This window comes from Rhizobium esperanzae (assembly GCF_014197615.1).
Lineage (GTDB): Bacteria > Pseudomonadota > Alphaproteobacteria > Rhizobiales > Rhizobiaceae > Rhizobium > Rhizobium esperanzae_A.
In genome coordinates, this window is sequence record NZ_JACIFY010000001.1 from 482,552 (window position 1) to 493,808 (window position 11,257).

11 protein-coding genes are annotated in these 11,257 nt (G+C 61.2%); 5 read left to right on the forward strand and 6 right to left on the reverse strand.

The window, feature by feature from the left end; all coding sequences use genetic code 11:
- The first annotated feature begins 25 nt into the window (after positions 1 to 25).
- Positions 26 to 1,417 carry a class II fumarate hydratase gene (gene fumC, locus GGD57_RS02425; protein ID WP_184466456.1) on the forward strand — a complete coding sequence of 464 codons (1,392 nt, stop codon included), beginning with the start codon at positions 26 to 28 and terminating at the stop codon, positions 1,415 to 1,417.
- Between the two features lie 111 nt (positions 1,418 to 1,528).
- Here the strand turns inward: fumC and GGD57_RS02430 are convergent, their stop codons facing one another.
- Positions 1,529 to 2,356 (reverse strand): VCBS domain-containing protein, encoded by an 828-nt coding sequence (locus GGD57_RS02430; RefSeq protein WP_184466458.1) that lies wholly within the window; start codon positions 2,354 to 2,356, stop codon positions 1,529 to 1,531.
- Positions 2,357 to 2,612: 256 nt separating this feature from the next.
- Here GGD57_RS02430 and GGD57_RS02435 point away from each other — a divergent pair, with 256 nt between their 5' ends.
- Positions 2,613 to 4,220: a fumarate hydratase gene (locus GGD57_RS02435; RefSeq protein WP_184466460.1), complete on the forward strand. Its 1,608-nt coding sequence runs from the start codon at positions 2,613 to 2,615 to the stop codon at positions 4,218 to 4,220.
- 56 nt (positions 4,221 to 4,276) lie between these two features.
- Here GGD57_RS02435 and GGD57_RS02440 read toward each other — a convergent pair whose 3' ends face one another.
- Positions 4,277 to 4,465, reverse strand: a complete 189-nt coding sequence (locus tag GGD57_RS02440) for a hypothetical protein (protein WP_184466462.1) — start codon at positions 4,463 to 4,465, stop codon at positions 4,277 to 4,279.
- Between the two features lie 231 nt (positions 4,466 to 4,696).
- Between GGD57_RS02440 and GGD57_RS02445 the strand changes: the two genes are divergently transcribed.
- Positions 4,697 to 5,764: a GGDEF domain-containing protein gene (locus tag GGD57_RS02445; protein ID WP_184466470.1), complete on the forward strand. Its 1,068-nt coding sequence runs from the start codon at positions 4,697 to 4,699 to the stop codon at positions 5,762 to 5,764.
- Between the two features lie 180 nt (positions 5,765 to 5,944).
- Here the strand turns inward: GGD57_RS02445 and GGD57_RS02450 are convergent, their stop codons facing one another.
- Positions 5,945 to 6,556 carry a pyridoxamine 5'-phosphate oxidase family protein gene (locus tag GGD57_RS02450; protein WP_184466472.1) on the reverse strand — a complete coding sequence of 204 codons (612 nt, stop codon included), beginning with the start codon at positions 6,554 to 6,556 and terminating at the stop codon, positions 5,945 to 5,947.
- Positions 6,557 to 6,592: 36 nt separating this feature from the next.
- Entirely contained in the window at positions 6,593 to 7,567 is a 975-nt protein-coding gene (locus GGD57_RS02455) for an alpha/beta hydrolase (protein ID WP_184466474.1), read from the reverse strand.
- Between the two features lie 47 nt (positions 7,568 to 7,614).
- On the opposite strand from GGD57_RS02455, the gene GGD57_RS02460 reads away from it, so the two are divergent.
- Positions 7,615 to 8,082 (forward strand): MarR family winged helix-turn-helix transcriptional regulator, encoded by a 468-nt coding sequence (locus GGD57_RS02460; RefSeq protein ID WP_184466476.1) that lies wholly within the window; start codon positions 7,615 to 7,617, stop codon positions 8,080 to 8,082.
- Here GGD57_RS02460 and GGD57_RS02465 read toward each other — a convergent pair.
- Positions 8,079 to 9,266: a low temperature requirement protein A gene (locus GGD57_RS02465; protein WP_184466478.1), complete on the reverse strand. Its 1,188-nt coding sequence runs from the start codon at positions 9,264 to 9,266 to the stop codon at positions 8,079 to 8,081. The two genes, GGD57_RS02460 and GGD57_RS02465, sit on opposite strands and share 4 nt — an antisense overlap.
- 35 nt (positions 9,267 to 9,301) lie before the next feature.
- On the reverse strand, positions 9,302 to 9,676 hold the full coding sequence (locus GGD57_RS02470; protein WP_184466517.1) for a gamma-butyrobetaine hydroxylase-like domain-containing protein: 375 nt from the start codon (positions 9,674 to 9,676) through the stop codon (positions 9,302 to 9,304).
- 136 nt (positions 9,677 to 9,812) lie between these two features.
- Between GGD57_RS02470 and moaA the strand changes: the two genes are divergently transcribed.
- A complete protein-coding gene (moaA, locus tag GGD57_RS02475; RefSeq protein WP_184466480.1) occupies positions 9,813 to 10,859 on the forward strand; it encodes a GTP 3',8-cyclase MoaA in 1,047 nt (348 codons plus the stop codon).
- Positions 10,860 to 11,257 lie beyond the last annotated feature (398 nt).

An 11,257-nucleotide genomic window follows, 5' to 3' on the forward strand; every position in this document is an offset into this window, starting at 1 on the left:
AGCATGTAAAGGGAAGGCAAGGCCGATGACCGCAACCCGCACCGAAACCGATACTTTTGGCCCGATCGACGTCGCCGCCGACCGATATTGGGGCGCCCAGGCAGAGCGTTCGCTCGGCAATTTCAAGATCGGCTGGGAAAAGCAACCGCTGTCAATCGTGCGTGCGCTCGGCATCGTCAAGCAGGCGGCGGCCCGCGCCAACATGGCGCTCGGCCAGCTCGACCCGGCGCTTGGCAAAGCCATCGTCGATGCCGCCCAGGAAGTGATCGAGGGCAAGCTCGACGAGCATTTTCCGCTTGTCGTCTGGCAGACCGGTTCGGGTACGCAGTCCAATATGAACGCCAATGAAGTGATCTCCAATCGCGCTATAGAAATGCTCGGCGGCGTCATGGGTTCCAAGAAGCCGGTGCATCCGAACGATCACGTCAATATGAGCCAGTCGTCGAACGACACCTACCCGACGGCGATGCACATCGCCTGCGCCGAACGGATCGCCCACCACCTGCTGCCATCCCTGAAGCATCTGCATGCCGCTCTCGACATGAAGGTCATCGAATTCAGCCACATCATCAAGATCGGCCGTACCCACACCCAGGATGCCACGCCGCTGACGCTCGGCCAGGAATTTTCAGGCTATGCCGCGCAGGTGGGCTCGGCCATCAAGCGCATCGAAATGACCGTGCCCGGCCTCTGCGAACTCGCCCAGGGCGGCACCGCCGTCGGCACCGGTCTCAATGCGCCGGTGGGTTTTGCCGAAAAGGTTGCCGAAGAAATCGCCGCCATAACAGCCATGCCCTTCGTCACCGCGCCGAACAAATTCGAGGCGCTCGCCTCGCATGACAGCATGGTCTTTTCCCATGGCGCCATCAACGCGGCCGCCGCCGCCCTCTTCAAGATCGCCAACGACATCCGCCTGCTCGGCTCCGGCCCCCGCGCCGGTCTCGGCGAACTGGCGCTGCCGGAAAACGAACCCGGCTCCTCGATCATGCCCGGCAAGGTCAACCCGACCCAGTGCGAGGCGCTGACACAGGTCTGCATCCACATCTTCGGCAATCACGCGGCGCTAACCTTCGCCGACAGCCAGGGCCATTTCGAACTTAACGTCTACAATCCGATGATGGCCTATAATTTCCTGCAGTCGGTGCAGCTGCTCGCCGACGCCGCCGTCTCCTTCACCGACAATTGCGTCGTCGGCATCGAGGCGCGCGAGGACAACATCAAGGCCGGCCTCGAACGCTCGCTGATGCTGGTCACAGCCCTCGCTCCGAAAATCGGCTACGACGCCGCCGCCAAGATCGCCAAGACCGCCCACAAGAATGGCACGACGCTGAAGGAAGAGGCGCTCGCCAGCGGCCTGGTGACGTCGGAAGAGTACGACGCGATCGTGCGTCCGGAGACGATGATCGGGCCGAAGTAGGCGGCTGAGGCTCCCCATTCACCTCCCTCATTCCAGTGCCCTCAGGGCTGCGCCCGAGGGATGTCACAGGAATGAGGGAAGTCGGTGAGGCGCCCTCCCCAGAGCAAACGTTCAAACCAGCAGCGAAAAATTGTCCATCACGACAGAATTGCCCATGAAGTCGAAACGGATTTCTTCGATGTCTTCGAGATTGACCTCGAGACTGGGACCGGTGACCTCGAGCTCCTGCTGATAGACGATCTGGCCACCATTCAGGGCGGTGAGCGTCAGGTGAAATGGCGCTGCCGATAGTTCGGCGATCGAGACGCTCTGAAAGGTGAACTCCCCGCCATCGAGCAATTTCAAGCTTACGGGCGCAGAGCCGGGCGATAGAACGGTATCGCTGAAACCGTCCTCGGTAATGGCGTCGACGCCCGGGATCGTATCATAGACGATGCCGTTCAGAAGCGTCAGGTCGTGGCTGCCATTCACCGAGAGCGCAAAGCCCCGGTAATTGGGGAGAGAGAAATTATCCGCCCTCGACAGGACGCCCATATCGTCGAAATCCAGGATTTCGTGGTATTTTTCGTCTTCGTTGACGCCGTCGATCGCAAGGGTCAGCACGCCGAGGTCCGTGCCTCCCGAGCCATCGGACATCTTGTAACTCAGCTTTTCGATGAGCTGATCGGACTTCCCCAAATTCTTCACCACGTCGAGCGTGTAATCCAGCTCATAGGTGAAGTGACCGTCAGGTTTCACTTTGAAGGTTCCGTATTTGCCCTGAATGATTGTTTCGTGGTCAGGCCCATGTTTGGCGTCGATACGAACGCCGTTGACGAAGCGAGCATACATGTCCGCTCCCTCGGGATCGCTGGCAAGGCGCAGCAGATCGCCCCTGATCCAGTCATGCTCGAAAAAAACGAGAAGGTCGTCGACAGCAGTTGGCTTGGCATTTGTCATGGGAAGCCCCGGCAGGTTAACGCTGCCGGGAATATGGACTGGGCCTGAACCGAAAGCAACCTGAAGTCGTTCACATCGCAATAAATGTCGATTTCTCCGCCCGAAACTCGCCCACCGCGTGTGTCGCACCGACTGCAAAATGTCGCACGGGCAAGCCCCGACGCCAGACTCCGTCGCATCCAGATTGCATTTGCTGCGCTGCGGATTTAGACCGGTTCCAATTTAGCGACGCACGCCCACCAGAAAGGTCACTTCGATGGCTGACGATCTCTTCCCGCTCGGCAAGGACAACACCCCCTATCGCAAGATCAGCGATGACCACGTCTCGGTCGACAGCTTCAAGGGCCAAAACATCCTGACCGTCGAGCCGGAAGGCATCCGCCTGCTTGCCGAAACGGCCTTTGCAGATATCAACCACCTGCTGCGCCCCGGCCACCTGAAGCAACTCGCCTCGATCCTCGACGATCCCGAGGCGACCGACAACGACCGCTTCGTCGCCTATGATCTGCTGAAGAACGCCAATATCGCCGCCGGCGGCGTGCTGCCCATGTGCCAGGATACCGGCACGGCGATCATCATGGGCAAGAAGGGCCGCAGGGTCTGGACCGAGGGCGAGGATGCGGCAGCACTCTCCAAGGGCGTTCTCGACGCCTATGAGAAGAAGAACCTGCGCTATTCGCAGCTTGCGCCGATAAAAATGTTCGAGGAGAAGAATACCAAGAACAATCTGCCGGCGCAGATCGATATCTATGAGGAAGGCACCGACTCCTACGACTTCCTCTTCGTCGCCAAGGGCGGCGGTTCGGCCAACAAGACCTTTCTCTACCAGGGCACGCCCTCGCTGCTGACGCATGACCGGATGATCGACTTCCTTAAGGAGAAGATCCTGACGTTAGGAACGGCAGCCTGTCCCCCCTACCATCTGGCGATCGTCATCGGCGGCACCTCGGCCGAAATGAACCTGAAAACGGTCAAGCTCGCCTCGACCCGCTACCTCGATGAGCTGCCGACCGAAGGTTCGGAAAGCGGCCACGCCTTCCGCGACGTCGAAATGGAAAAGGAAATCCACAAGCTGACGCAGCAGATGGGCGTCGGCGCCCAGTTCGGCGGCAAGTATTTCTGTCATGATGTGCGTGTCATCCGCCTGCCCCGCCACGGCGCTTCGCTGCCGATCGGCCTCGGCGTCTCCTGCTCCGCCGACCGCCAGGCCAAGGGCAAGATCACCCGCGACGGCATCTTCGTCGAGCAACTCGAAACCGACCCGTCGAAATACATGCCCGAGATCGACGAGGCGAAACTGTCGGAATCGACCGTGCATATCGACCTCAACAAGCCGATGGCCGAAGTGCTTGCCGAACTGTCGAGGCATCCGGTCAAGACGCGCCTGTCGCTCACCGGCACGATCATCGTCGCCCGCGACCTCGCCCATGCCAAGATCCGCGAACGGCTGGAAAAGGGCGAAGGCATGCCCGATTATCTGAAGAACCACCCGGTCTATTACGCCGGCCCTGCCAAGACGCCGGCCGGCTACGCCTCCGGCTCCTTCGGCCCGACGACGGCCGGCCGCATGGATAGCTACGTCGACCAGTTCCAGTCCTTCGGCGGTTCGATGGTGATGCTCGCCAAGGGCAACCGTTCGCGCGCCGTGCGCGAGGCCTGCAAGAAACATGGCGGCTTCTACTTGGGTTCGATCGGCGGCCCCGCGGCCCGCCTCGCCCAGGACTGTATCCGCAAGGTCGAAGTGTTCGAATATCCCGAACTCGGCATGGAAGCGGTCTGGAAGATCGAGGTCGAAGACTTCCCGGCCTTCATCGTCATCGACGACAAGGGCAATGATTTCTTCCAGGAATTGAACCTCGGCTAATTGCGGCAGGCTCTATAGCCTGCCGGCAAAATGCGCGACGTGCGCCGGCAACTCACCTATCGTGCCGGTGCCGCAGGCGGCGTCTCGCTCACAATATCCGTAGCTCCCATCACATCGCCATCGTCCACTCTCGCGAGGATTTCGGTGCGGAAAGCCAGGAAGCCGGTGTGCTCCAGCAGTAAGGCGCCGGCGGCGATAATGGTGAAGGCGAGGATGGCGAAAGAAGTATGGCGGGATGTTTCCATGATCTCACGAGAAGAACTGTAAGTTTTTCAGACATCCATTCCCGTTCAGCGGGCATGCATTGTCCTGCTAAAAATACGTTTTCCGATGGAAAATCATAGGCCTGATCGAAGTATTGCCCTATTGTGAAGTTGTCGTATGTAATCTTTGGTATATGTCGCTTTAATCTTTTCCCAAGGAATTTAAGCTAACAACTAAAATATTGCCTTTGAATATATGAGGAGTATCGCCGGATGAATACGGCTGTCGCGCCCAAGGTGCAGGTTCCCGACGTAGCGGGCCAGATCACCTATGCCATGCGCTCGATGGGCGTTGCGCCGATACCCCGCAATTACGAACTCTTCTACGAGGCCTATATCGGCTCCAATCCGGCGCTCACCCGGGAACTAGCCGCCCTCGGCTCCCCGGTGACCCAGGCCGAACTCGATGCGCTCGGCGCCCAATATTTCACCACCAGCCCGGTCCGCGTCTTCGACGACGCCCATTCGCGCATATCGGGCGAACTCGATGGCCTGTTGCGGATCCTGCGACAGGAGCAGAGTTCGCTGGAAAGCTATACAAGGCTGCTCGGCGAGACTCACAAGCGCATCACCTCCAAGAGCAATGCCAGCGTCGAATTGATCGAAAACGCCATCGAACTTTTGAGCCAGGCGACCGGCGACACCATGGCGCATGGCGAACGCACCGTCGAGGACGTCGTCCAACGTTCCCAGGAGATGGATCAGGTCCGCAAGGAACTCGACGAATACAAGCGCATCGCCAACACCGATTCGCTGACGCGCCTTTCCAACCGCCGCGCCTTCGACGAGCGCCTCGCCGCCGTCTTCAACAATCCCGGCATGCGGCCGGTGACGGCGCTGCTGCTCGCTGACATCGACAACTTCAAGAAGATCAACGACACCTACGGCCATCCGGTCGGCGACAAGATCCTGGCCACCGTCGCCTCCGTCATCCGCAGCAACGTCCGGCGTGATGTCTTCGTCGCGCGCGCCGGCGGCGAGGAATTCGCCCTCATCATCGACGGCAATACCGCAGAGGAAATCACGGCGATTGCCGAGCGCATCCGCCGCACGTTGGAAACGACCCCATTCAAGAATTCCCGCACGCGGGTGAACTACGGCCCGATCACCGTCTCGATCGGCATCTGCATGGCCTCCTGCGCAGAAGATGCCGGCGAGCTTTACAGCAAGACCGACATCGCCCTCTACGGCGCCAAGAATGCCGGCCGCAACTGCACCATCCTCTATCAGGACGGCATGCAGAAGGATTTCACCAAGAGCTGGCTGATCTACAAGACCTGACGGCAATTCCGCATCACGCGCACGCCGTCACCACCAGGTGACAGCCTCTCTTTCGTCATGCTCGGCCTTGTGCCGAGCATCTGCAACCAGTGCAGCAGATCCTCGGCAAAGGCCGAGGATCACATTGAATAAGGGCAAGGTCTGTGAAACCTCAACCGTCACGATACGATGACGGCGGTTTTACCACATCGTCTTCGCCGCCCGCCCCGGCCATTCCCGGTCGTAGGTTTCCTGGTCGAAATCGCCGACAGCGGCCTTCAGCATCTGTCCCGGCGTCGGCAGTCCTGCCGGATCGGCGAAGCGCGCCGCATTCCAGAGCTCGGCCCGCATCACCGCACGCGCGCATTGAAAATAAACCTCGTCGATCGAAATGACGATGACGGTGCGCGGATGTTTGCCGTCCATCTCGAAGCTCGAAAGCAGCGCCGCATCATCCGAGACGACACCGCGGCCATTGATGCGCATCGTCGTGTTGGAGCCCGGGATCAGGAACATCAGCGCAAGCCTCGGATCGCGCACGATGTTGGAGAGTGAATCGACGCGGTTGTTGCCGCGCCAGTCCGGCAGATGCAGCGTCTCGTCGTCGACGACACGCACCACGCCGCCGAGATCGCCGCGCGGCGAACAATCGAGCCCCTCCGGCCCGACGGTCGCCAGCGCCGCAAAGGGCGAGATCTCGATCATCTCACGATAGAGCGGCGTCAGCCGCTTGGTCACCTTGTCGACCGAGGCCTGCGACAGCCCGGCGCCATAGATCGTATTGAGCTCTTCGATGCTGCTGATGATTTTCATGAGGCGTCCCGCCGCGGCTTGATATCGGGACGGACGCTACAATGCCGCGCGCCTTGCCGGAAGCTCAAAAAACGGAATGATTGCAGCATCTTTTTTGATGCTTTCGCCGGCTTCCTCATCCGCGCCGCGGTCGAGAAAGGCCGCGATCGCGTCAAGCACGGGGGCCGCTCCAACGATGCGCCGGTGCCCGAAGCCATTCGCCCAGAACAGCCGCACACTCGGACCCGCCGCGCCATAACGCCTGGCATGGACCGGCGACACCTCCTTGTCGTCCTCAGCATGAATGACGAGCACCGGCCGCCCGATCGCACCGACGGCATTGGCGGCGTCGAACTCCTCGAGTCTCCGACCGGTGATACGATGAACCTTCTTCTCCAGTGCAACTTGAGCGGCGGGGCGAAGGCCAATCACCCGGCCGAAATCGGCAAATAGCCAGGCCATCTCGCTCGGCGCGCCGATCAGCGCCAGCCGCTCTGAGGTCACAGGCGGCACACCGGGCAGCAGACCCGCCGCTGAAACCATCAGCGCCGCACCGCCGAAGGAATGGCCGATGACCGCATCGAATGCGCCGAAGCGCTGCTCTGCCGCCGCGATCGCGCCGACCGCAAGCCCCATATGCAGGAAGCGTCCCCCCGCGCGCCCGTGACCGGGAAAATCGAGCGCCACCACTTCCGCACCCGTTGCCGAAAGCATCGAAATGAGCTCGGCCATATATTCGGCGCTCGAACCCCAGCCGTGTGTCACCAGGTAGCGCTTGCGTTTGCCCCGCGCCCCGCCGTTCAGCCGGTAGGCATGCGCTTTCGCCCCGCCGGTGAGTTTGAGGGTGAAGCGTTCGGCGCCGGCAAGCCGGGCGGCGCCGGCGCCATGCGCCGCCTTGGCCCTTGCTCCTTTCGGACGTGGTGATGGTGTGCGGCAGAACAGCCGAAACGCCGCCCTGCCCGCCAGATCAGCTGAAATTGCCTGCAGAGCCGAAAAGCCGAGGCGGGTGACCTCAAGCGCAAAATTTGCCATAGTGAGAATCCAAAAGACTGTTCAACACTGAACAATAAAGTACAACGATGAACAAAAAGCAATCCCTTCCCTGGGATCATCCGCGTTTTCGCAGCTGGATTGCGGTGGCGCGTGCCTGCCAGTTGATGCAGCAGTCGCTGACGCGCTCGCTTGCCGATCTCGACATCAAGCCGCCCCACCTCGACATTCTCGTCAATCTCTACCGCTTCGAAGGCATCTCGCAGCAGGAGCTGGCGCGCAAGCTGCTGGTCGGCCGCTCCAATATGAGCATGCTCTTACCGCAAATGGAGAAACGCCAGCTGATCGAGCGGCGCGGCGACGAACGCGACAAGCGCGTCCTGCGGCTCTACCTCACCGGCGAAGGCCGCAAAGTAACGGAGGCGGCGATGGCGATCCAGACCGATCTCATCGAACGCACGCTCGCCGACGAGCCGATCGAACAATGCATGGCGACCGCCACCTCGATGGAGCGCATCATCGCCACGCTGCTCAAGGATCTGCGCGACGACGACTAATGCAGCGACGGAGCTGCCGATGCGCCGCTCAGCGAGCGGTATTCCCAGGCGGCGACGACGATCAGCACCAGTGTCGCCAGAATGCCCAGCAGATAGATCTCGATGAAGGGCGCTGCGAAGGCGAGCAGGATCAGCAAAACCAGGCCGGCGAGATGAGACAGCGGCAACTGGCCGCTGGTTGCGCCTTTGAACCAGAGATTGCCGATCAGGAACAGGCCGGAGCCCCCGAGCACCGCCGCGGCGATGCCGAGATCGCCGGTCTCGTGCGGATGCGAGAACATGAACTCGACGGCAACCGCATGCACGATGATACCGGCGAGAATCGGGATATGCCCGTAGGTGAAGGCCTGCCGCGCCAAGCTCCCCGGCGTCTCTTCATGCTCGATGCGGTGGGCGGCGCGCCCATGGCCGAAGCGGAAATAGAGCCACCACATGGCGACCGTGCCGATGAAGGCGGTGACGAAGACGATACCGGTCAGCCCTGAAAACGGCAGTTCCGAAAAGGTACGGCCGGAAACCAGGATCGCCTCGCCGAGGCAGATGATGACGAAGAGCGCGCAACGCTCGGCCATGTGCGCCCCGGAAACATCCCAGTCGCTTGGCCGCGAGCGGCCGAGCCCGGGCACGGCAAAACCCGCGGCCGGCCCGATATATTCGATGGCAAGCGCAATCACCCAGGCAATCAGCCGGGCTTCATGCTCGAACAGCCCGCCGGCAATCCAGAAGACGCCGGCCACCGCGAGCCAGGTGGTGATGCGGATGAAATTCAGCGTATTGGCGCGGTCGACGCGCGTCATCGCATAGGTCGTAAACAGCGAGCGCCCGACCTGCATCGCCACATAGGCGCCGGCAAACAGCAGCCCCTTGTCGCCGAAGGCTTCGGGAATGGAGGCCGACAGCAGCAGCCCGAGCATCATCAGCGCCACCAGCATGCCGCGCACCGGCATTTTCTCGGGATCGAGCCAGTTCGTCACCCAGGCGGTGAAGATCCACACCCACCAGACGGCAAAGGTCATCAGCGCCGCTTCGGCCGCACCGAGCGGCGTATAATGGGCGGCAAGCGCATGCGAAAGCTGCGAGATCGAAAAGACGAAGACCAGGTCGAAGAACAGTTCGAGGAAGGTCACCTTGCTGCCGCTCGCACTTCCCTTGGCGCGCAGCCAGTTCTTTCCCGTTTTCGCCATATCGCCCCCGATACTTAAAAAAATTCAGCTTGAAGTCAGCGCGGCTTTTCCGCCGTGTCGCGGCTCATTCCCTTTTCCCTGAGTTCGTCCTCATAGGCCGAAAACAGCTCGGTGCCCCGTTCGCCGAGCTCGCGCAGATAGGTCCAGGTGTAGATGCCGGTATCGTGCATGTCGTCGAAGCCGATCCGGACCGCGTAATTGCCGGTCGGCATCATCGAAATGATCGCGACATTGCGCTTGCCGGGCACCGTCACCTTCTGCCCCGGCCCATGCCCCTGCACCTCGGCGGAGGGCGACAGCACGCGCAGCATCTCGGCCGACAGCTCAAAGCTCTGGCCGTCGTTGAAGGTCACCACCAGCCGCTGCCTGTCTTTCGAGACGCGGAGTTCGCTCGGCCAGATATCGCTCATCATTTTGTCCTCTTCTCATGCGAGGAGTAGGCGCTGATCTTTTTCAGCGCAAGCTGAAATTGGAATGCGCGCGCAGCCTGTTTCCCTTGACGCGACAATAGCATATGCCCACATTGACTGGAGTACGGAGATACAGGTGAACACCAGAGTTGGAACGATAGGCACTGCATCGCCGCTGGTGGCGGATGCGCATCCGATGATCGACCCTTTCGGGCGGGCGGTCACCTATCTCCGCGTCTCCGTCACCGACCGTTGTGATTTCCGCTGCACTTATTGCATGGCCGAAAACATGACCTTCCTGCCGAAGAAGGATCTGTTGACGCTGGAAGAGCTCGACCGGCTCTGTTCCGCCTTCATCGCCAAGGGCGTGCGCAAGATCAGGCTGACCGGGGGCGAGCCCCTGGTGCGCAAGAACATCATGTATCTGGTTCGCCAGCTCGGCGAAAAGATCGGTGCCGGCCTCGACGAATTGACGCTGACCACCAACGGCTCCCAGCTCGCCCGCCATGCCGAGGAGCTTTATGATTGCGGCGTGCGCCGCATCAACGTCTCGCTCGATACGCTCGATCCCGACAAGTTCCGCAAAATCACCCGCTGGGGTGATTTTGCAAAGGTCATGGAAGGCATCGACGCTGCAGAGAAGGCCGGGCTGAAGATCAAGCTCAATGCCGTGGCGCTGAAGGATTTCAACGAGGCCGAGATGCCCGACCTTCTGCGCTTTGCCCATGGCCGCGGCATGGACCTGACCGTCATCGAAACCATGCCGATGGGCGAGATCGAAGAAGACCGCACCGACCAGTATCTGCCGCTTTCGAAACTGCGCGCCGATCTGGAGAAGCAGTTCACGCTGACCGATATCGATTACCAGACCGGCGGCCCGGCGCGTTACGTCAGGGTCACCGAGACCGGCGGCCGCCTCGGCTTTATCACGCCGATGACCCATAATTTCTGCGAGAGCTGCAACCGCGTCCGCCTCACCTGCACCGGTACACTCTATATGTGCCTCGGCCAGAACGACGCCGCCGACCTGCGTTCTGCACTGCGGGCCACCGAAGACGACGCCCTCCTCCACGCCGCCATCGACGAAGCCATCACCCGCAAACCCAAGGGCCACGACTTCATCATCGACCGCACGCATAATCGCCCGGCGGTGGCCCGGCATATGAGTGTCACTGGTGGGTGAGGCCCGGTCCCCGCAAAGCGGGGAGCGATCGATCCAGTGAATCGATCGCAGGGCCGAACGCCCTGAGCCTAAGCGAAGGGCCGGGAAAGGGTGCGGCAAACTTCCTAAGCATAGCCAAAGCGTCAACGCCCAAGAAGGCATCGTCTCAGGTAATCCGGAAGGAAGGAACCGCGGTGGCCGCCGCACATCTCTTCTCCCCAGCGGGGAGAAGTGCCGGAGCGACAGCGAGGCGATGAGGGGGTGAGCGGCAGAGCCGCGAATGCGCTGAGCGCAAGCGAAGGGCATTGGATGGCGTGCCGTGAGGCCCCTTGCATGTTCAATTAGCGCTGATTGTTGGATGATCGGTGCGCAGTCCGGCGGATGGCCATCCGCCGGACTGCGGACGGCCGGGACCGCAG